The organism is Streptomyces sp. NPDC048255, from assembly GCF_040652415.1.
Lineage (GTDB): Bacteria > Actinomycetota > Actinomycetes > Streptomycetales > Streptomycetaceae > Streptomyces.
In genome coordinates, this window is sequence record NZ_JBEZMA010000090.1 from 1 (window position 1) to 21,293 (window position 21,293).

The 21,293-nt window shown below is 72.4% G+C and carries 16 protein-coding genes, 1 tRNA gene and 1 pseudogene; 9 read left to right on the plus strand and 9 right to left on the minus strand.

The window, feature by feature from the left end; genetic code table 11:
- Positions 1-156: 156 nt before the first annotated feature.
- Positions 157-666: pseudogene (locus AB0D94_RS35630) on the minus strand (aldo/keto reductase); the annotation flags it as partial.
- A 233-nt stretch (positions 667-899) separates the two neighbouring features.
- Here AB0D94_RS35630 and AB0D94_RS35635 point away from each other — a divergent pair.
- Positions 900-972, plus strand: a tRNA-Arg gene (locus AB0D94_RS35635).
- A gap of 80 nt (positions 973-1,052) precedes the next feature.
- Here the strand turns inward: AB0D94_RS35635 and AB0D94_RS35640 are convergent.
- From AB0D94_RS35640 to AB0D94_RS35665, 6 genes are all read right to left on the minus strand, one after another.
- The gene (locus tag AB0D94_RS35640) at positions 1,053-2,330 is read right to left on the minus strand and encodes a HAMP domain-containing sensor histidine kinase (protein ID WP_362061304.1); all 1,278 of its coding nucleotides are present in this window, start codon (positions 2,328-2,330) and stop codon (positions 1,053-1,055) included.
- Entirely contained in the window at positions 2,330-3,025 is a 696-nt protein-coding gene (locus AB0D94_RS35645; protein ID WP_362061307.1) for a hypothetical protein, read from the minus strand. Before AB0D94_RS35645 ends, AB0D94_RS35640 begins: the two co-directional genes overlap by 1 nt.
- Positions 3,026-3,029: 4 nt before the next feature.
- Positions 3,030-3,674, minus strand: coding sequence for a sortase (locus AB0D94_RS35650; protein WP_362061310.1), 645 nt, complete (start codon positions 3,672-3,674; stop codon positions 3,030-3,032).
- 287 nt (positions 3,675-3,961) lie between these two features.
- Positions 3,962-4,165 carry a hypothetical protein gene (locus AB0D94_RS35655; protein ID WP_362061313.1) on the minus strand — a complete coding sequence of 68 codons (204 nt, stop codon included), beginning with the start codon at positions 4,163-4,165 and terminating at the stop codon, positions 3,962-3,964.
- Between the two features lie 100 nt (positions 4,166-4,265).
- Positions 4,266-6,050, minus strand: a complete 1,785-nt coding sequence (locus tag AB0D94_RS35660) for an MFS transporter (protein ID WP_362061346.1) — start codon at positions 6,048-6,050, stop codon at positions 4,266-4,268.
- A gap of 217 nt (positions 6,051-6,267) precedes the next feature.
- Positions 6,268-8,796 carry a hypothetical protein gene (locus AB0D94_RS35665; RefSeq protein WP_362061316.1) on the minus strand — a complete coding sequence of 843 codons (2,529 nt, stop codon included), beginning with the start codon at positions 8,794-8,796 and terminating at the stop codon, positions 6,268-6,270.
- 187 nt (positions 8,797-8,983) lie between these two features.
- Between AB0D94_RS35665 and AB0D94_RS35670 the strand changes: the two genes are divergently transcribed.
- The 3 genes from AB0D94_RS35670 (at position 8,984) to AB0D94_RS35680 (ending at position 11,328) form a co-directional block, all read left to right on the plus strand.
- A complete protein-coding gene (locus AB0D94_RS35670) occupies positions 8,984-9,718 on the plus strand; it encodes a GPP34 family phosphoprotein (RefSeq protein ID WP_266936136.1) in 735 nt (244 codons plus the stop codon).
- Between the two features lie 313 nt (positions 9,719-10,031).
- Positions 10,032-10,916, plus strand: a complete 885-nt coding sequence (locus tag AB0D94_RS35675; RefSeq protein ID WP_362061319.1) for a helix-turn-helix transcriptional regulator — start codon at positions 10,032-10,034, stop codon at positions 10,914-10,916.
- A 202-nt stretch (positions 10,917-11,118) separates the two neighbouring features.
- On the plus strand, positions 11,119-11,328 hold the full coding sequence (locus tag AB0D94_RS35680; RefSeq protein ID WP_362061322.1) for a DUF397 domain-containing protein: 210 nt from the start codon (positions 11,119-11,121) through the stop codon (positions 11,326-11,328).
- A gap of 138 nt (positions 11,329-11,466) precedes the next feature.
- Here AB0D94_RS35680 and AB0D94_RS35685 read toward each other — a convergent pair whose 3' ends face one another.
- A complete protein-coding gene (locus AB0D94_RS35685) occupies positions 11,467-12,429 on the minus strand; it encodes a hypothetical protein (RefSeq protein WP_362061325.1) in 963 nt (320 codons plus the stop codon).
- 129 nt (positions 12,430-12,558) lie between these two features.
- Here AB0D94_RS35685 and AB0D94_RS35690 point away from each other — a divergent pair, with 129 nt between their 5' ends.
- The 3 genes from AB0D94_RS35690 to AB0D94_RS35700 all read left to right on the plus strand — a co-directional run bounded on the left by AB0D94_RS35690 (position 12,559) and on the right by AB0D94_RS35700 (position 17,299).
- Positions 12,559-13,764, plus strand: coding sequence for a PLP-dependent aminotransferase family protein (locus tag AB0D94_RS35690; RefSeq protein ID WP_362061328.1), 1,206 nt, complete (start codon positions 12,559-12,561; stop codon positions 13,762-13,764).
- Positions 13,765-13,899: 135 nt separating this feature from the next.
- Positions 13,900-14,682 (plus strand): SDR family oxidoreductase, encoded by a 783-nt coding sequence (locus AB0D94_RS35695; RefSeq protein ID WP_362061331.1) that lies wholly within the window; start codon positions 13,900-13,902, stop codon positions 14,680-14,682.
- A 40-nt stretch (positions 14,683-14,722) separates the two neighbouring features.
- Positions 14,723-17,299, plus strand: a complete 2,577-nt coding sequence (locus AB0D94_RS35700) for a bifunctional FO biosynthesis protein CofGH (protein WP_362061334.1) — start codon at positions 14,723-14,725, stop codon at positions 17,297-17,299.
- 86 nt (positions 17,300-17,385) lie between these two features.
- Here AB0D94_RS35700 and AB0D94_RS35705 read toward each other — a convergent pair whose 3' ends face one another.
- Entirely contained in the window at positions 17,386-18,471 is a 1,086-nt protein-coding gene (locus tag AB0D94_RS35705; protein WP_362061337.1) for a tyrosine-protein phosphatase, read from the minus strand.
- Between the two features lie 264 nt (positions 18,472-18,735).
- On the opposite strand from AB0D94_RS35705, the gene AB0D94_RS35710 reads away from it, so the two are divergent.
- Both AB0D94_RS35710 and AB0D94_RS35715 read left to right on the plus strand, forming a co-directional pair.
- Positions 18,736-20,094, plus strand: coding sequence for an ADP-ribosylglycohydrolase family protein (locus AB0D94_RS35710; RefSeq protein ID WP_362061340.1), 1,359 nt, complete (start codon positions 18,736-18,738; stop codon positions 20,092-20,094).
- Positions 20,095-20,175: 81 nt separating this feature from the next.
- Positions 20,176-21,036 (plus strand): TIGR03619 family F420-dependent LLM class oxidoreductase, encoded by an 861-nt coding sequence (locus AB0D94_RS35715; protein WP_362061343.1) that lies wholly within the window; start codon positions 20,176-20,178, stop codon positions 21,034-21,036.
- Positions 21,037-21,293 lie beyond the last annotated feature (257 nt).

Consider the following 21,293-nt stretch of genomic DNA (forward strand, 5'->3'; position numbering starts at 1 on the left):
GCCGTCGCGACTCGGTACGACAAACGCGACTACATCTTCAACGGCACCCTGGCCACAGCAGCCATCGTGATCTGGCTCCGCGACCTCATCAAAGAACCATCAGACACGGCCTAGTGCTGTGGCCGGAAGGGTTCACCTTTCCGGCCACAGCACTGGCTAGGAGGCCGGGCCCGTCAGGCCGTCGAGGCACTCGCGGTGGGCCGGGGACAGCCGGAGGCGTTCCGCGGCGAGGTTCTCCTCCAGGTGGCCGATCCGGGCAGTTCCCGGGATGGGGAGGATGACCGGCGAGTGGCCCAGGAGCCAGGCCAGGGCGACCTGCGTGGGGGTGGCACCGGCCTCGGCGGCCACGGCGGCGATCTCGGCCCTCGCCCCCGACTCACCCCAGGCGACCGGGCGCCACGGCAGGAACGCGATCCCGGCCGCTTCGCAGGCCGCCAGCACGGGCTCGTGCTCCCGGTCGAGCAGGTTGTACCGGTTCTGCACGCTCGCCACCTCGACGATCTCCCGCGCCTGGCCCAGTTCGCCGACGGTGACCTCGGACAGCCCGATCCGGCCGATCTTGCCCTCGGCCCGTAGGTCCCGCAGCGTGCCGACCTGGTCGGCGAGCGGCGTATCCGGATCGATCCGGTGCAGCTGGAGCAGCTCGATCCGCTCGACGCGCAGCCGGCCGAGGCGGCAGCCCTGGCCCCGTCGGCCGTGACGGTCGTGTACGTCAGGTCCGCCGGCCTGCCCCGGCCGGAGTAGGCGGCGGATATCCCCAAGTGCGCACTGCGACCCACCCGCTACACTGTCCGCGGCGGCTCGGCCCTGTTCGGCTGCGCCACCACAACCCTGTGGGAATCTGGATGAACTCGTTCAGCTGTTCGAACGAGTTTGGCGCACGGTTCCGGCAGAGCCCCGCCTTCGTAGCTCAGGGGATAGAGCACGGCTCTCCTAAAGCCGGTGTCGCAGGTTCGAATCCTGCCGAGGGCACGATCCGAGGGTCCTCGGCCGCATGCGGCCGGGGGCCCTTTTCGCGTCCGGTGGGATGGCACCGGCAACAGCCCCGGCCGTCACGGGAGCCGGGGCGGCCCGTAGTCGGGGGTGGAGGCCGGTGCCGGCGCGGAAGTCGGCTGGGCGGGGAGCGTGACGCGGGCCTCGGCGCCGCCCGACGGGGGGTTGCGGAAGGTCAGGGTCGCGCCGAGGGCCCGCGCCTGGCCTCGGGCGATCGTCAGGCCCAGGCCGTGCCCCTTGTTCATGCCCTCCGTACGGAACCTCTGCGGGCCGGTGGTCAGCAGGTACTCCGGGTAGCCCGGGCCCGCGTCGGCCACCGTCATCACGGCGCCGTCCACCGTGACCGTCACCGGGGCCGCGCCGTGCCGGTGGGCGTTGGCGATGAGGTTGCCCAGGATCCGCTCCAGCCGGCGCCGGTCCGTCTCCGCCCTGAGCCGGGAGCGCACCACCAGCCCGGTGTCGGTCCCGGAGCCGCGGATCGTGCGCGCCGCCAGGTCGGCCAGGTCGTACGAGTCCAGGTCCACCCGCTCGCTGCCCGTGTCCAGCCGGGATATCTCCAGCAGGTCCTCCGTCAGCGAGCGCATCGCCTGCACCCGGTCCCGTACGAGCTCGGCAGGGCGGCCCGGCGGCAGGAGTTCCGCGGCCGCGTTCAGGCCGGTCAGCGGGGTGCGCAGCTCGTGGGCCACGTCCGCCGTGAACCGCTGCTCCGATTCGAGCTTGCACTGGAGCGTCGAGGCCATCGTGTCCAGGGCCTCGGAGACCGCCGCCACCTCGTCCTTGCTCCGCGACGCGTCGTTGACCCGCGCGTCCAGGTCCCCCGCGCTGATCCGGCGGGCCACCTGGGCGGTCAGGTGCAGCCGCCGGGTGATGCGGGTGACGCCGAAGGCGCCGATGAGGAGGGTGCCGCCGATGGCCAGCACCGAGGAGCCGAGGATGGCGCGGTCCAGGTCGGCGATGATCCGCTCGCTGGCGGTGAAGTCGACCGAGGCGGCTATCGCCGTGTCGGTGTCCGCGGGCCCCGCCGCCCACATCGCGGACCGGCCCCGGTGCTCGCCGATGGCCGTACCGCGTTTGCCGCTCACCGCCAGGGCGCGCAGCTCCGGCGGCAGGCCGACGGGGTCGATGCCCTCGCCGCGCGGCAGGCGCGCGCCGGTCTCGTACGCCTTGACGGCCCGCTCCAGCTTGGCCAGCGCCTTCTCGCGCGCGGTGCCGACCGTCTGCTGGGTCATGGCGCTGTGCACGAGGCCGCCGAGGAGCGCGGCGAGCCCGCAGCACATGAGGGTGATGAAGACGGCGGCCTTCCAGGTCAGCGTCGCCGTCCAGGCGGGCAGGCGCATCAGCGCGGCTCCGACGGGCTGCGGACGGTCTCCATCAGGCGGGGCACCATGGCCTGCTGCTCGGGGAACCACGTCCACACGTCGCGGCTCTCGGTCCCCGGGAAACTGGTGGTCGACTGGATGATCAGGTCCCGTTCCGTCAGCTGCACGTCGATGACGCGAGCGGTGGTGTCCATGATCCTCAGCAGCCTGCCGTCGTCGGCGGTGTAGACGCGCAGGTTCAGGCGGTGCCCGGGCAGCTCGACGCCGAGGATCAGCTCGTCCCGGCCGTTGCCGGTCAGATCACGGTAGTGGGCCCGCCGTACGGGGCACCCGGCGGCCTCGGGGTCCTCGCACGCGCGCAGTACGGCACCCAGCTCGCCCCCGTCGCCCGGCTGCGGGGCGCCGCCGCCCTGCCGGAGGTCGGCCTTCAGCACGTCCGCCGGCCGTACGTCGCGCAGCGCGCGCTTGCGTACGTCGATGCCCGCGACCCGGACGGGCCCGTCGGGCCGCCGCACCTCGGCCGGCTCCGGCGGGGCCGGGGGCCGGTCGGGCCACAGCCGGTGCGGCCCCTGGGCGCGGGGCGCGGGCCGGCCGTCGTCGGTGACCTGGAGGCCGCCGCCGGCGTCACAGCCGACCAGCGGGAGGGCCGCGGCGGGCAGCAGCAGCAACAGGAGGAGGGCGGGCAGCCGCCCGGCTGCCGTCTTGGGCTTCACGCCGTCATTCCACCAGGTCGGCGTAGAAGATCACATTATTCGTGCGGTGGCCGTCCTTGAGCTCGCCGCCGCAGGTCAGCAGGCGCAGCTCGGAGCGGTTCGTGTGCCCGTAGACCTTGTCGGTCGGGAAGTCCTTCTTGTTCACGTCCTCGATCTCGCGGATCTTGAACTTGGCCGTCCGCCCGTCCTCGCGCGGCACCTCGACGAGGTCCCCGAGCCTGACCTTGCCGACGTCCTTCATCAGCGCCGGCCCGTACTTGGTGTCGAAGTGCGCGACGAGCACCGCGACCCCCTTCTCCCCCGGGGTCACGCCCTGGGTCCACCAGCCGGGGCTGTTCGCGGCCGTGTCGGCGTCGGGCACGCCGAGCTCCCCTGAAGCCGGGTCCACCACGAGGTCGACCATCCCGGTGGCGTCCACGCCCGCCGAGGCGATCTTCATGCCCGTCGGCTTCGACCGGGGCAGCGACAGGTCGCCTCCGGTGACGGGAGCGGGGGCCGCGGTGCTGCCGACCTTCGGGTCCGCCGCCAGTTCGACGCCCCCGGCACCGACCCCGCCACCGCCTCCGCAGGCGGCGAGGCCGCCGGTCACGGCGAGGGCGAGGGCTCCGGCGGCCGCCGCGCGGCGGGCTCGGACGAGGGTGCGGGTCATGGGGTACTCCGGACGGGGCGGGGCGGGGGCCGGGGGCCCGGACGTGGACGGGCGGCAGGGCGGAGGCCCAGGGGCGGGTGAAGGTCCAGGGACAGGGGAAGGTCCAGGGGGCGTGAACCCTCTCCCGCGACGTTACGAGGGCCGTGTGTGGGTCGTCCCTCGACGGTGTAACGGTTGCCCGGCCGCTCCCCCACGAAGACGTCAAGGCCCCGGCCCCGGGCAGACGAAAGCCCTCCCGGCCTAAGCCGGAAGGGCCGCGTCATCCCGAATGCCGCCTCGCGACAGGATCAGCTCAGGCCTCTGCTGCGCTCGCCGATCCGGTCACCCTGCGGAGTCCCGGCCCGCTTGAGCGCCGCCTTGGTGTGCGCTCCGCCCTTGACCTTGCTCCGTACCGGACCCTCGAAGCCGTGGCCCTGCGTACGCGGCAGCTGGATCTGCTCCTGCGCCTTCGCGATGACCGCCCGGACGTCCTGCTTCTGCTCTTTGCTCATCCCGTCGTCAACTCCTTCGGGAAGCACCCAATCGGACTACTGGGATCGTATGCATATATACGGAACAACGCACCCGGACCGGACCGTAAAGAATTCCGGATCAAGGACGCGGCGGAGCCGACCGCGCCGGGGGCCCCAGCACCTGGTGGATCAGCTCCTCCGGACAGGGCGTCCCCCGCGGCAGCTGGTACTTCGCCGCCACCCGGTACTCCCCCGGAGCCGGCGCCAGCAGCTCCGTCCACACATCGCCCGCCTCGTCCGGGGCCGCCTTGAACAGGCACCCGACGGTATTGGCGTACTCCTTCGGGAGCGTGCTCGACGCCCCGCCGCCGCTGCCGCTGCGCGCCTTCGAAGCGAAGGTCTCCTGCGGCGGCGGCACGGGCTTGCCCGCCCCGTCCACCAGCCCCAGCCACGGCGAATGCGGGATCCGCACCAGCACCCGCCCGGCCTGCTTGACGTCGACGACCATCTGGTCCGCCCCGGCCCGCACCACCGTCGCCGGGCCGACCACCAGGTTCGTCGGCTCGTGGACCTTGAACAGCTGCCAGTTCGTGTCGCCCCACACCTGCTGGAGGTACGGCAGGCCCCCGCGCACCAGTTTCGCCTCGTCCTTGCCGCCCGAATCGGGTTTGTCGGCGGGCAGCACCACGTAGTGCACGGCCCAGCGCTCCAGCCAGGTCCGGTAGCTGTCCGCGGTGAGGGTGTCGTCGTAGAAGAGCGGGTTCCGCTCCAGGTCGGCCTGTCGGTTCCAGCCCCGCGCGAGGTTCACGTACGAGGGGAAGGCCGAGGACTCCCGGTGGCTGCTCGCCGGGACCACCTCGACCCGCCCGCGATCGGCGCCCGCCTTCTGCAGCTGGTCCACGAGCGGCGCCAGCTCGCGGCTCCATGCGGCCATCGGGGTGGTGCGCACGATGTCGGTGACGCTGTTGGTGGTGATCCAGAGGTTCAGCCCGACGAAGGCGAGGAGCACCGCGTACCAGCGCCGCGAGCGCGGGACCTCGTACGGGAGGGCGGCCAGCAGCACGGCCCCGCCGAAGAGCATGACCAGCCGGGTGACGTTCGAACCCACCTGGGAGTCGATCGCCCAGGTCAGGAAGGTGCCGAAGGCGTAGACGACCGCGGCGATCCGGACCGTCTTCCACCGCTTCGGTACGAGAAAGAAGATCAGCAGCGCGAACACGAACGGCAGCCACGCCGAGCCCAGCTTCATCGGCTGCGTCCCCGAGAACGGGAACAGCCAGGCCGACAGCCCGACCACCGCCGCCGGTGCCAGACCCAGCGCGTACGCGCCCGGGCGCCGCCCGCTCAGGAACAGCGCGGCCGCGATCACCCCGAGGAACAGCCCCGCGACCGGGCTGGAGGCCGTCGCGAGCGCGGCCAGCGGGGCCGCCACGGCGGCCTTGGCCCAGCGCCGCTCGGCCCACTTGCGCGGCCAGCAGAAGACGGCGGCCACCGCACCCAGCGCGAACATGGCGCCCAGCCCGAAGGTCACCCGCCCCGACAGGGCGTTGCACAGCAGCCCGAACACCCCGGCCAGCGCCGGCCACAGCGGCTCGCGCACGGCACCCCGGCAGCGGGTCAGCACCAGCGCCAGCAGCCCCGCCGAGACCGTGCCGGCGACCATCATGGTGGTGCGGACACCGAGCACGTGCATCAGGTACGGCGAGACCACGCTGTACGAGACCGGGTGCATGCCGCCGTACCACGCGAGGTTGTACGCCGAATCGGGATGGCGCCCGACGAACTCCGCCCAGGCGTCCTGCGCGGCGAGGTCGCCGCCGCTGTTGGCGAAGCTGAAGAACCAGACGACGTGCAGCACCCCGGCCAGGGCGGTGGCCACGGCCACCGGATGCCGAAGGGCCCACCGCAGGCCCCGCCTCCGTATGCCGGCGGGTGCCTCGGACACACCTCCGGAGCCGTCGGCGAGCGCCGACGGGCCCGGTGTCCCGCCTCGGACCTGCCTGCTGCCCTGCTGCTCAGCGGTGGTCACAGCCGCACTCCCCAACACCTGAATCCGTACCCGCGTCCCGCATGCCAGGACGCGCTCCGGCGCCCCGGGGTTGCCCGGGGCGCCGGTTCCACGCTCTCACCTGACCCGGAGGTCAGCCGACGCGCGTCAGCTTGCTTCCGATACCCGGCGCGGCCAGATCGCTCTTCAGCGCGACCGGCACCTTCACCTGGCTGGCCCCCTCGCCGACGGTCAGCAGGCCGATCTCGGTGCCCGCCTTCGCCGTCTGCGGGATCTTGCTGCCGCCGTCGGTCAGCTTGACGTCCACCGTCAGCGCGGCCCAGCCGACCGCCTGCACGTCGGCCGTGGCGACGACCGGCGTACGGCCGCCGAGCCCGTCGTCCACGTACCCCACGACAGCGCCCTTCTTCACGACGGGCGCGCCTTCCAGGGCCTTCTGGGTGGAGATCATCAGCTGCTTGCTCGCCGCGACGACACTGTCGATGATCGGCGGCTTGTGCTGGCCGAGGACGGCTCCGACGATCAGCTGGTTGGTGTTGCCGATCTTCTTCTGGGCGGCGAAGAGGAGGTTTCCGCCGGCCTTCGTCGTCGTACCGGTCTTGATGCCGAGGGAGTCGTTGGCCGGAACCAGGCCGTTCCAGTTCCGCCACTCCTTGCCCCACGGGTCGGTCCACTTGGGCTTCTTCGTGATGTCGAGCAGGGTCTCCATCTCGACGAGCTTCAGGCCCAGCTTCACCTGGTCCTCGGCGGTGCTGACCGTGGTGGCGTCCAGGCCCGAGGGGTCGGTGTACGTGGTGTTCTTCATGCCGAGTTCCTTGGCGGTGTCGTTCATCTTCTTGACGAACGCCTCCTGGGAACCGGAGTCCCAGCGCGCGAGCAGCCGCGCGATGTTGTTGGCCGACGGGATCATGAGGGCGGCGATCGCGTCGTACTCCGAGATCTTGTCGCCCTCCTTGACCGTGTCGAGGGTGGACTCGTTGTTGACGGAGTCGTTCTTCTTGCCCTCGGTCTCGGCCGTCTTGTCGATGTCGATCATCGCGCCCTGCTCACCCTTCTTGATGGGGTGGTCGCGCAGGATGATGTACGCCGTCATCGACTTGGTGACGCTGGCGATCGGTACGGGTTTCTGCTCGCCGGACTGGCCGAGCGTGCCGAGGCCGGCGGCGGCCATGTAGGCCTGGCCCTCGGTGGGCCAGGCCAGCTCGGGCTTCGCGCCGGCGAAGGTGTACGAGGACTGCGCGGTCATCACGAGCTTCGGCTCGGGCAGCGGTCGCACCAGCTGCACGACGGCCAGGATGACCGCCAGGAGCACGACGAGCGGGGCGTAGATCTTGACCCGCCGCACCGCGGTACGCATCGGGCTCGGCGGCGGGGGCGGGTTGTTCGTGAGGTCCGCCAGCATGTCGAGCGGCGGCTTGGGCGGCAGCGGCTGCTGGGTGGTCCGCTCGGCGGAGTCGAAAACGGACCTGGGGGCGGGCGCCGGCGCCGGCGCCGGCGCTGCCGCGGGCTTGGGGGCGGTCGCCGGCGCGGGCTTGGGGGCCGGGGCCGGGGCCGGTGCGGGCTTGGGCGCGGGGGCTGCCGAGGGCTTGGCTGCCGGTGCCGGGGCGGCGGGCTTCCGGTCGGCGGGGTGCACCCCGGGGCCCGTGGGAGCCGTCTTCGGCTTCTGCCCGGCGTCGGGCTTCGCGGGAACGTCATCGGTGCGCAGCGGTACGAAGGTACTGGCCTTCGGCGGTGCGCCCGCCGGCTTCACGGCACGGAACACCGCCGTGCGCTCACTGTCGCCGGGCTCCGCCTCGTCCGCCGAAGCGGAACCGGTGGCGGCGGGCGCGGAATTCGGCTTCACGGCACGGAAGACCGCCGTGCGCTCACTGTCGCCGGGCTCCGCCTCGTCGGCCGAAGCGGAATCCTGGGCCGGCTTGTCGGCGGGCTTCTCGGCCACGGCATCCGCCTTCACCGCACGGAACACCGCCGTCCGCTCACTGTCGGCAGGCTCCTGCGCAGCGGGAGCTGCGGGCGTCGTGCCGGGCTTCACGGCCCGGAACACGGCGGTCCGCTCGCTGTCGGCAGGCTTCGCGTCGTCCGCCGAAGCGGAACCAGCAGAAGGCGGCGTGGCGCTGGGCTTCACCGCACGGAACACCGCCGTCCGCTCGCTGTCGGCAGGCTTCGCCTCGTCCGCGGAAGCGGAACCGGCGGCAGCGGGCGCGGCGGTCGGCTCGGGGTCGGCCGGCGCAGCGGAATCCTCGGCAGCGGCGGGCTCGCCGGGCTCCTCGGCCGCGGGCTCCTCCGAGCCGGGCGCCTCGGAACGGGGGGCGTCGTCCGGCTCCTCGCCGGAGGCGGCTTCAGGCTCGGGCTCGGGCTCGGGCTCAGGGTCGGCCCCGGCCTCGGCCTCGGTCGTCGCGACCCAGGCCGCCACAGCCTCCCGCAGCGGATCCCGTTCCGCCGACTCGGCGCCGGCTTCGGCCCCGGCTCCCGAGGCGGCCTCGGCGTCGGCACCGTCCTCGTCCCGAGTCCCGGAATCGGCCTCGGACTCGGGGCCGGACTCGGACCCGTCCTCCGGATCCCTCGGCCGGAACACCGACAGCCTCGGATCACGCTCCGCGGAGGACTCCGCCGCCCCCGGCGCTCCTGCATCTACCGACTTCTCGGGGGACTCGCCCGCCACCAGTTCCTCCTCGATCGCCGCAACGTCCGGCTGTCCGAATGTCTAACAGTGTCCCGTCTAGGGGGCATCGCCCCCGTGCTAGACGAGAACGACATAGCTGCGGGTTCCCCCACAAAGCGGCCACGCGCTCTCGACAGATGAATGTGAGAGGCGTCACCCTGTCACTCATCCACGCGGGGAGGCATGGATGGGCAGGAGCCGCAGAACAATTCCGGAGGAGCTTCTGCTGCTCGCCTTGGACCCGGCCACGGGTACCACGGCGCAGCCGCAGTCGCTCGACCTCGGCCTGGCCGGGGCACAGCTAGTGGAGCTGGCTCTGGCAGGACGGATAGCCCCTGATGGGGATCGTATCGCCGTGGTGATGCCACGGCCGACAGGAGATCCGACTCTGGACTCCGCACTGGAACTGCTGCGCAGGCGCGGCAGTCCGGTACGGGCCGTCCACTGGATCGGTGGACCCCGACTGGGGCTCCGCCAGATTTACCTCGCTCACTTGGAGCGCTGCGGCATGGTCCATGCCGTCGCGGGACAGATGTGCGGGGTGCTGCCGACGACTCGCTACCAGGCGACCGACACGGCGATCAGCCGGGAGATCCGTGCCCGGCTCGACAGTGCGATCCGCACCGGCGTACCGCCGGACCCGCGGACCGCGGCGCTTGCCGCACTGGCCCACGCGGTCGGACTCGGCAAGCACCTGTACCCCGGCAACGAGGGGCGGTCGTCCAGGTCCCGGCTGCGGGACCTGATCCGGCACGACCCGATGGGCGGACTCGTGGCGCACGCCGTGATGGACGTCCAGAACGGTGTGGCCGCACAGCCACGCCGCGACCGTGCACCGGCACCGCCCGCCCGGGCCACGGCGAGCGGGGTTCCGCTCCAGCCGCGCCGGACGGGTGCGATGGCCCGCGCGGCCGCGCACTGATCGACCCGCAACACCCGTACGGCCGCAGCACTCGTACGACCCGCAGCACGGCAGCACCGCACCACGGCAGCACCGCACCACCAGGCTCGGATCCACAGCTCCATCGCAACGCCATCGCCGTAACCGACGTCCGTAAAGACCCGGTTCGGGAGCCGCCAGCGCGCGGGGTGGTGCGGCCGGTCCGCCGGTCACACCGCCCCGCGCGTCTGTTTTCCCGGCCGTTCCCCAGCGGCGCCGCGCCCTTCGGTGGCAGTCTGCTCAGCATCAGACACGCAGAGAGACAGAAACAGAAGAAGGCGGAGGTGCCGTTCACGTGGCGTCCAATGTCAATCCCACCGTCCGACGCCGCCGACTGGGCATGGAATTGCGCAAGCTGCGCGAGGACAAAGGCATGACGGCCGAGCAGGTGGCCGAGCGCCTCCTCGTCTCCCAGTCGAAGATCAGCCGACTGGAGAACGGCCGTCGCTCGATCAGCCAGCGCGACGTCCGCGATCTGTGCGACGTGTACGAGGTCGAGGACCGGCGGCTCGTCGACTCCCTCATGCAGATGGCGAAGGACTCCCGCCAGCAGGGCTGGTGGCACGCCTTCGGCGACATCCCGTACAGCGTCTACATCGGCCTGGAGACGGACGCCGCCAGCCTGCGCACGTACGAACCCCTGGTGATCCCCGGACTGCTCCAGACCACTGAGTACGCCCAGTCCCTCGTCCGCGGCGCGTGGCCCGAGACCGCCCCGGCCGACGTGGACAAGCGCGTCCAGGTCCGGATGCACCGCCAGAAGCGGCTCTCCGAAGCGGACAACAACAACCCGGAACTGGGGCCGCTGCGCCTGTGGGCGGTCATCGACGAAGCCGCGCTGCGCCGCCAGGTGGGCGACGCGCAGTTGATGATCCGGCAGCTGCAGTACTTGATAGAGCAGTCGGAGCAGCCCCACGTCACCGTGCAGGTCATGCCCTTCTCGCTGGGCGCCCATCCCGGGGTCAACGGCCAGTACGCCATTCTGGAATTCCCGGACGCCTCCGACTCGACCGTCGTCTACATCGAGGGCGTGACGAGCGATCTGTACCTGGAGAAGGCCAACGACGTTCAGAAGTACAGCGTGATGTACGAGCACCTGCGCGCTCAGGCCCTCAATGTCGACCAGACCCGGAAGTTCATTTCCGACATCATCGAGCACTATGCGGGCATGACGATGTAAATCCGGAGGGGTCGGGCCGGTCGTGAAGGCGAGGCCGTACGGTACACCGTCAGTCCCCGGCCACAGAAGGCCTGAATGGAATATGCCACTCGGTCGGGTGAATGGCCTCCGCTCCCCTCCGGAGCTGCGGGTAGCGTCGATCACGTCAGCCGGAGAAATGGCCGACACGACACCGGAACTACTCGCTGAACCGGAGAAAAAAATGGCTATTCGCCAGGGCGCCACGATCAACTGGGTCAAGTCCTCGTACTCTGCCAACGGCGCCTGCGTCGAGGTCAAGTCCCCCGTCACGGAAGCCATCGCGGTCCGCGACTCGAAGGTGCAGGACGGTCCGTCCCTCACCTTCGCGCCCGGCTCCTGGACCTCGTTCGTCGCCGACGTCACCGAGGGCCGGCTGGGTCGCCTCGCCTGAGCGTCACGGCATGCATCCCAACCGCCCCACGTGCAGCATTGACTGGAGCCCTCTCGACCGACCCGCCGTCTTGGCCGAGGGGGCTCGGCCATGCCCGCCGCCGTACGTCGACGTCTGCGTCCGCGTCCGCGTCCGCGTCTACCGCAGCTGGTCGACGTAGCGATCGGTCCCCGGCACCGTCGGGATGAACGGCGCCACCAGCTCCACCCGCCCCAGCCCCGCTCCGGCCACCTCCAGGTCCAGCCCCTGGAAGCGGTCCCAGCAGCCCCGGGGGTCCTCCTCCAGGAACCACAGCAGCGTGAGGCGGGTGTCGACCCCCTCGACCTGCTTGACGTACGTCATCCGGTCGCCGGGCAGCGGTGTCGGCCGGAAGACCGTCACCATCGCCGCGGGTGAACCCTGCAGCCGCGCCGGCAGGGCGCGCGAGCGCAGCCATTCGAGCAGCTCGGCCCGCTGCTCGGGCCCGTCGGCATCGATGACCTGCACGACCAGTCCCGCGTACGGATGGTCGAGCGCGTGGAAGTCCCGCGGTCCGGCGGCGCCGTCGCGGTAGACCGTGGCCGCGTGGTCCTGGAAGGCCGTGAAGACGTGGGTGCGGTCGCGGTAGACCCGGCCGTCGCGATTGAGGCGCTTGTTGATGCCGACGGTCCACTTCATGTGCTCGTCGTAGCGGCCCTCGGTCACCCAGTACGTGGATATGTAGCACCCGGCGGTGACCGGCTGGGCGACGGCCGACTTCTCGGGGTAGCGCAGCTCCTGGAGCTCGCGGGTGGCCACCCAGCGGCGGCCGGCGTACATCCAGGGCATGGCCATGGCGCCGGCGTAGTAGTGGTCGTCCTCGTACCAGCGGTTGTACGCGAACTCGTGGCCCGGATGCGGCTCGACCATCGTGATCAGCGCATGGCCGGGGCGGACCCCGTACGGGCCGACGGCCGCGAGGTCCGCGTAGTCGCCGACGCGGGTGTCCTCCGGCTGGTGCTGCCCCTTTGCCTGGTCTCGCGGTTCCTGCGTCTGCCTCTGTTGCTGTTCCTGTTGCTGTTGCTGTTGCTGTTCCTGTTCCCGCGCCTGCCCCTGCCCCTGTTCCCGCTCTGATGTCGTCATGGGAACGGTGTAGCTGATGGCGCGTCACATCGGGAGGGGCCGGGTGCTTGATTCACCATCCGATACATACATGCCGTCTGCACCTTTCTCCGGCTACGATGCGCCCACCCGTCCCCCGGAGGAGCCCCCGTGTCCGCTGTCGCCCTCGTCCCGCCGCCCGCGTTCGCCGCCCGCTCCACCTGCGTGGAGGGCTCTCCCCTGCGCGAGATCCTCGCCCTCACCCAGCGCCCCGGGATCATCTCCTTCGCCGGCGGCCTGCCCGCGCCGGAGCTCTTCGACACCGAGGGTCTGCGGACCGCGTACGACGCCGCCTTCGCGGTGTCCTCGCGAAGGGCGCTCCAGTACTCGACCACCGAAGGCGCGCCCGAGCTGCGCGAGTCCGTCGCGGCCCGGGCGGCGGCGCGCGGCCTGCCGACCGGCGCGGACGACGTACTGATCACCTCTGGCTCCCAGCAGGCCCTCAGCCTCGTCACCACCACCCTGGTCGAACCCGGTGACGTGGTCCTGGTCGAGAACCCCACCTATCTGGCGGCCCTGCAGTGCTTCGGGCTCGCGGGGGCACGGGTCATAGCCGTGCCCTGCGACGAGGAGGGCATCCTTCCGGACGCCCTGGCCGAGATCGTCGCGCGCGAACGCCCCAAGCTCCTGTACACCGTCCCCACCTTCCAGAACCCGACCGGGCGCACCCTGCCGGGAACCCGCCGCGCGGCGGTGGCGGACATCGCGGCACGCCTCGGACTGTGGCTGGTCGAGGACGATCCGTACGGAGACCTCCGCTACGAGGGCGACCACGTCCCCTGGCTCGCCGCCCACCCGGGAGCGGAGGACCGTACGGTCCTGCTCGGCAGCTTCTCCAAGATCATGGCGCCGGGGCTCCGGCTGGGCTGGCTGCGGGCCCCGGCGGCGCTGCGCCGCGCGGCGGTGATCGCGAAGCAGGCGGCCGACCTGCACACCTCTACGGTGGACCAGCTCGCCGCCGCGCACTACCTGGCCGCAGCGGACCTGGACGCCCACATCACCGCCGTCCGCGCGGCCTACCGGGCCCGCCGCGACGCCCTGCTGGCGGGCCTCGGCGAAGCCCTCCCGGCGGGCTCCTCCTGGAACCGCCCCGAGGGCGGCATGTTCATCTGGGCCCGCCTGCCGGAGGGACACGACGCGACGGCCCTGCTCGCGTCGGCACTGGCCCACGAGGTGGCCTTCGTCCCGGGAGCCCCCTTCTTCACCACCCTCCCGGACCCCCGCACCCTGCGGCTCTCCTTCACGACGCACACGCCCGAGGAGATCAAGGAAGGCCTGCGCCGCCTGGGGAGGACGATCGGCGCGGAGGAACGCTGAGAGCGCTGGGGGGTCCCGCCGCTACGTGCCCGCCGAAGCCCCCACCCCGTCCCACCGCGCCCCTTCCCAACCCCCGCCGACCCCCGTAACCTGACGCACCGTCAGGTCGATGGATGTGTCGTGCGGAGGGTCGTCATGCTGTTGCGAGGGAAGACCGTCGTCGTCTCCGGGGTCGGGGCCGGGCTCGGACATCAGGTGGCCGCCACCGTCGTGCGGGACGGCGGGAACGCCGTGCTCGGGGCGCGGACCGAGGCCAATCTGGCCAAGTCCGCCGCCGAGATCGACCCCGACGGCGCCCACACCGCGTACCTGCCCACCGACATCACCGACGAGGCGCAGTGCCTGGCCCTCGCCGGGCTCGCGCAGGAGCGGTTCGGCGGTGTGGACGCCGTCGTGCACGTCGCCGCCTGGGACTCCTACTTCGGCGGGATCGAGGACGCCGACTTCGGCACCTGGCAGCAGATCCTCGACGTGAACCTGCTCGGCACCCTCCGGATGACCCGGGCCTGCCTGCCCGCGCTCAAGGAGCGCGGCGGGTCCGTCGTCATCATCGGGACGCAGTCGGCGGTCGCCGCCCCCAACGAGGTGCAGCAGGCCGCCTACGCCGCCTCCAAGGGGGCCCTGACCTCCGCCATGTACTCCATGGCCCGCGAGCTGGGCCCGCACCGGATCCGGGTCAACACCGTGCTCCCCGGCTGGATGTGGGGCCCGCCGGTGCAGGCCTTCGTCACCTTCAGCGCCCACTCCGAGGGCGTCCCCGAAGCCGAGGTCCACGCCCGCCTCACCGCCCGCATGGCCCTGCCCGATCTGGCCACGGACGGGGACGTGGCCGACGCCGCGGCCTTCCTGGCCTCCGACCGGGCGCGGGCGATAACCGGCCAGTCGCTGCTGGTCAACGCCGGTGAGGTGATGCGGTGACCCACCCCGCGCCCGGAACACCAGATCGTATGCTCGCCGTATGACCACTCCGAGTGACGCCCCGACCGAAAACGCGATGCGCCGCGCGCTCCGGCGGGCCCGCGACGGCGTCGCGCTCGACGCGACCGAGGCGGCCGTTCTCCTCCAGGCGCGCGGCGAGGACCTCCGGGACCTCAGCGCCTCCGCCGCCCGGGTCCGCGACGCGGGCCTGGCCGCGGCCGGACGGCCGGGCGTGATCACGTACTCGAAGAGCGTGTTCATCCCCCTCACCCGCCTGTGCCGCGACAAGTGCCACTACTGCACCTTCGCCACGGTCCCCGGCAAACTGCGCCGCGCCGGCCACGGGATGTACATGTCCCCGGACGAGGTGCTCGACATCGCCCGCCGCGGCGCTGCCCTCGGCTGCAAGGAAGCGCTCATCACCCTCGGGGACAAGCCCGAGGACCGCTGGCCCGAGGCGCGCGAGTGGCTGGAGGCGCACGGCTACGACGACACGATCTCCTACGTACGGGCCATCTCCATCCGGATCCTGGAGGAGACGGGCCTGCTCCCCCACCTCAACCCCGGGGTGATGTCCTGGTCCGACTTCCAGCGGCTCAAGCCGGTGGCCCCGTCCATGGGCATGATGCTGGAGACCACGGCGACCCGTCTGTGGTCCGAGCCGGGCGGCCCGCACCACGGCTCCCCCGACAAGGAACCGGCCGTGCGACTGCGCGTCCTGGAGGACGCCGGGCGCTCCTCGGTCCCCTTCACCTCCGGTCTGCTCATCGGCATCGGCGAGACGTACGAGGAGCGCGCCGAGTCGCTGTTCGCGCTGCGCCGGATCTCCCGCGCCTACCACGGCATCCAGGAGCTGATCATCCAGAACTTCCGCGCCAAGCCGGACACGGCGATGCGCGGCATGCCGGACGCCGAACTGGACGACCTGGTCGCGACGATCGCCGTCGCCCGGCACATCATGGGCCCGTCGGGCTGCCTCCAGGCGCCGCCGAACCTGGTGGACGGGGAGTACGCCCGCCTGATCGGCGCCGGGATCGACGACTGGGGCGGCGTCTCGCCGCTGACCCCCGACCACGTCAACCCCGAGCGCCCCTGGCCCCAGATCGACCTGCTGGCCGAGCAGTCCGCGGCGGCCGGTTTCGAGCTGCGCGAACGGCTGTGCGTGTACCCGGAGTTCGTGCAGCGGGGAGAGCCCTGGCTGGATCCCCGGCTGCTGCCGCACGTACGGGCGCTGGCCGACCCCGGGACGGGGCTCGCGAACGCGGACGCGACGGTCGAGGGGCATCCGTGGCAGGAACCGGAGGAGGCCTTCACCTCCTCCGGCCGTACCGATCTGCACGCCAGCATCGACACCGAGGGCCGCACCGGTGACCGCCGCGAGGACTTCGACCACGTCTACGGCGACTGGGAGGCCCTGCGCGAGGCGGCCGCGCCCGGCATGGTCCCCGAGCGGATCGACACGGACGTCCGCGCGGCCCTGGCGCAGGCCGCCGACGACCCGACGAAGCTGACCGACGAGCAGGCCCTGGCGCTGCTGCACGCGGACGGGCCGGCGCTGGACGCGCTGTGCCGCATCGCGGACGACCTGCGCAAGTCGGTGGTGGGCGACGAGGTGACGTACATCGTCACCCGGAACATCAACTTCACCAACGTCTGTTACACCGGCTGCCGTTTCTGCGCGTTCGCGCAGCGCCGTACGGACGCCGACGCGTACACGCTCTCCCTGGACCAGGTCGCGGACCGTGCCGCGCAGGCGTGGGACGTCGGCGCCGTCGAGGTCTGCATGCAGGGCGGCATCCATCCGGACCTGCCCGGGACGGCGTACTTCGACATCGCGCGCGCGGTCAAGCAGCGGGTTCCGGGCATGCACGTGCACGCCTTCTCGCCGATGGAGGTCGTCAACGGCGCGACCCGCACCGGGATGTCCGTACGGGACTGGCTGACGGCGGCCAAGGAGGCGGGCCTGGACTCCATCCCGGGCACGGCGGCGGAGATCCTGGACGACGAGGTGCGCTGGGTCCTGACCAAGGGCAAGCTGCCGACGGCGGACTGGATCGACGTGGTCACCACCGCGCACGAGCTCGGGATCCGCTCCTCGTCCACGATGATGTACGGGCACGTGGACCAGCCCCGGCACTGGCTCGGCCACTTCCGCACGCTGGCGGGGATCCAGGAACGGACGGGCGGGTTCACGGAGTTCGTGACGCTCCCGTTCATCCACACCAACGCGCCCGTGTACCTGGCGGGCATCTCCCGGCCCGGTCCGACGGTCCGCGACAACCGGGCGGTGACGGCGATGGCCCGGATCCTGCTGCACCCGCACATCCCCAACATCCAGACGAGCTGGGTGAAGCTGGGTGCGGAGGGCGCGGCCGAGATGCTCCGGTCGGGGGCGAACGACCTCGGCGGGACCCTGATGGAGGAGACCATCTCGCGGATGGCGGGGTCGAGTTACGGCTCGTACAAGTCGGTCCAGGACCTGATCGCCGTCGCGGAGGCGGCCGGCCGGCCCGCGAAGGCCCGTACGACGCTGTACGGGGAGGTTCCGCGGGAGCGGCAGGACGCGGCGCGCGCCTCGGACGGGCACCTGCCGGAGCTGCTGCCGGTACTGGACTGACCGCGTACGCGGATCCGGGCCCGGCGGGCGGGCTCGGATCCGCGGGCCCGGGCCGGTCCGACCGCGGAGCCGTACGCGAAGCCGGATCAGCCGACCAGGAGGTCCTTCTTGAGCTGCTTCAGCTCGCGGGAATCGATGCCGAGCCCGTCCTCGAGGTAGCGGTCGAAGGAGCCGTACCCGGCCTCGACCTCGTCGTATCCCGCGTTGAGGTACTCGGGGCGCACGTCGAGCAGCGGCTTGTAGACGACGGCCTGCTGGGGCGGCAGGTGGGAGAGGATCGCGTCGTTGGCGGCCTTGCGGTAGTCGTTGCTGGCCAGGTAGTCGGCCTCGACGGTCGCGCGGGGGACGCCGAGGGCGGTGAGCAGGGCGGCGTTGGCCCAGCCGGTGCGGTCCTTGCCGGCGGTGCAGTGGAAGAGGACGGCGCGGCTGCGGTCGCGCTCGATGCCCTCGAAGACCTGCGCATAGGCCTTCTTGCCGCCCTCCCCGCCGACCATGGCCTTCTCGGCGTCGATCATGGCCTTGACGGCCTCGTCGGGGGTCTTGGGCAGGGTCTGGAAGGAGCCGGAGCCGGCGAAGACGTCGGCGACGACGTACGTGGCGCCCGCGGGGACCTTGTCGGCGTCCTTGGTGCGCTCGTCCTGCATGCGGAGGTCGAAGACGGTCTTGACGCGCAGGCGCTGGAGCTTGGCCAGGTCGTTCGCGGTCAGCTTGTCGAGGGCGTCGGAGCGGTAGACCTCGCCCATCTTGACCCACTGGCCGCCGGCGGTGCGGTAGCCGCCCGCGTCGCGGAAGTTGGCCGTGCCCTCCAGCGTGATCAGGCGGTCGGCCAGGCGCAGGCCCCCGCCGCGCTCCGGCTTGAAGTCGAACCACTGGCGGTCGGCGGCGGGAAGGCCGCGGACCTCGGCGGTGCCCTGGGCGCCGCCCTTGGCGACGACCTTGCCGTTCGCCTTGATCTCGACGCGCTCGGTGCCCTGGGCCTTCCACTTCAGGGTGAAGGAGCCGTCGGGGCCCGCGGTGACGGTGGCCTCGGTGAAGGGGATGGCGGAACGGTCCTGGCCGCGGCCGGACCAGGGGAGGTGGTCCCGACCGGTGGCGGTGGCGGAGGGGACCGCGACCAGGGGGACGGTGAGAGCGGAGGCGACGACGGTCGCGGCGAGCAGTGCCTTCTTCATGCCCCTGAGGCTGTTGGCCGCCGGAGAACTGCGCATGAACGAGGCGTGGCTGAAATCAGCCGCCCCGAAGTAAACTGGCAAAACGTGCCACTGGACAGGGTGAGGCCGGAAGTGTTCGCATTCCGGCCGTTCTCCGCTCACTTACGCGCCGCTTGGCGCACTCCCTCCGATTCCGACCGAACCTGTCCACTACAGTGCGCGCCAAGTACTGCCGCGAGCTGGGCAGACGCGGGTGGGACAGCAGCAGGCACGGTCGGGGGGACGATGGTGACAAAGGCGGAGGCACAGGCGGACGCGGGGAGAACCGCGCCCGGCACGGCGGCGTACGCGGCCGGGGACGCGGGCGCGGACGCGCCGCTCGGCGTGATCGCAGCCGTAGCCACAGCCGCGGGCACGTCCGCGGCCGGAGCGGAAGCCGGCCACCGCGGCGCCCCCGGGCACACGGCCCCCGGCGCCGGCCCGGCCACCGCCGCAGCCCCCGCCCCGGCCGCACCCACGACCACGGTCACGGTCACCACCGGCCTGTGGGGCCGCGTCGAGCAGCAGGACTTCCGCAGCAGGGTCCGCGGCACCCTCCTCGGCTCCGCCATCGGCGACGCCCTCGGCGCGCCCGTCGCCGGGCTCTCCCTCGACGGCATCCGCGAGACCCACGGCCTCGGCGGCCTGACCGAACCGGCCCCCGCCTACGGACGCCGCGGCACGGTCACCGCCTCCACCCAGCTCGCCCTGTTCACCGTGGACGGGCTGATACGGGCCCACGTACGCCGGGACACCGGTGCCTGGCACCCGCCCACCGACGTCCACCGCGCCTACCTGCGCTGGGCCGCCACCCAGCACGACTGGGGCCCCGACGAGCGCCGCAAGGACAACGGCTGGCTCGCGCAGGAGGAGTGGCTCTACGCCCGCCGCGGCCCGGACCGCGCCTGCATGACCGGCTTCGCCGACGACATCCTCGGCACCCTGGAACAGCCCAAGAACCCCACCGCCCGGGACGCCGCGGCCGCCGTCCGCTCCGCCCCCTTCGGGCTGCTGGTCGGCTGGGAGCCCGCCCTGGTCCTCCAACTGGCCGTCGAATGCGCCGCGCAGAGCCACGGCCACCCCACCGCGTACCTCTCGGCCGGGGCCCTCGCCGTCATCGTCCACGGCCTGACCCGCGGCGACTCCCTGGACCCGGCCGTCCAGCGCGCCCTCGGCCTGCTCGGCTCCCGGCCCGGCCACCAGCCCGTCTCGGACGCCCTCCAGCGGGCGCTCCAGGCCGTCACCCAGGGCGCACCGAGCCCCAAGATCGTCGAGTCCCTCTCCCCCGGCGACGGCCGCGACGCCGAGGACGCCCTCGCCGTCGCCGTCTACTGCGCCCTGGTCGCCGAGGACGTCCCGCACGGCCTGCGCCTCGCCGTCAACCACGGCGGCGACTCCACCGCCACCGGCGCCCTGTGCGGAGCCCTGCTCGGCGCCCTGCACGGCGAGACCGCGCTCCCCGCGGCCTGGCTCGCCGACCTGGAGGGCCGCGCCACGATGCTGGAACTGGCCGACGACTTCGCCCTGGAGATGACCCAGGGCCCGTCCCTCCACGGCCCGGCGATCTCGGCCCCAGGCTGGCTGGCGCGCTACCCGCGCGGCTGACCGTACGGCTGACGCCCCCTCAACAAAGCCGACCGCAGACCGTACCGTGGCGTGTCCCACGTCTCGGAGGTGTCAGGACCCATGCGGATCGCCACGACCATCTTCCTCACCGACCGCACCGTCTCCCCCGTCCGTCTCGCCCGAAGCCTCGAGGAACGCGGCTTCTCCGGGCTCTACCTGCCGGAGCACACCCACATCCCGGTCGCCCGCGACACCGCCGCCCCCATGGGCGGCGACCTCCCCGAGATGTACGGGCGCACCCTCGACCCCTTCGTCGCCCTCGGCCAGGCCGCCGCCGTGACCGAGCGGCTGGCCCTCGGCACCGGGATCACCCTGGTGGCCCAGCACGACCCGATCGGCCTCGCGAAGCAGGCGGCCACCCTGGACCACCTCTCCGGCGGCCGCTTCACCCTGGGCATCGGCTACGGCTGGAACGTCGAGGAGGCCGCCGACCACGGCGTCGAGTGGCGCACCCGCCGCGAACTGGTCCGCGACCGTATGGCGTTGATGCGCGCCCTGTGGGCCCCCGAACCGACCGCCTACGTCGGCCAGTACTCCTCCGTCCAGGCGAGCGCCGCCCACCCGAAGCCGGCCCAGGCCCCGCGCGAACTCGGCCCCGGCGCGCCCCTGTACGGCCCCCGCACCCTGATCGGCGGGGCGGCCGGCCCGAAGCTCTTCGCCGCCGTCGCCGACCACGCCGACGGCTGGCTGCCCATCGGGGGCGGCGGGCTCAGCGAGTCCCTGCCGGTGCTGCGCCAGGTCTGGGAGACCGCCGGGCGCGACCCGAAGTCCCTCCAGGTGGTCCCGTACGCCGTCCGGCCCACGCCCGGCAAGCTCGGCCACTACGCCGACCTCGGCATCGAGGAGGTGGTCCTCCAACTCCCCTCGGCGGCCGAACCGGAGGTCCTGCGCACGCTCGACGAGTTCGCCCAGTACCTCTGACCCTGCGGGGGGGGCTCGGCGGGTGGGGGCTTGGCTCTGGCGTGCGGGTTCGGCTGCGCCGGGGCTCGGCCGCGGCTGCACGGGGCTCCGCCCCGGACCCCGCGCCTCAAACGCCGGCGGGGCTGTTATTGGCCCTCGCCGTGCTTGGCGTGGTTTCGGGGTGTGGGCCGGGGCCGCTCCGGAGCGTCTCCTCGGCTCGCGCACTTAGCCCCGGCTACGAAGCTTCCGGCCTGGGTTGCGCGCTCGTCCTGCGGGGA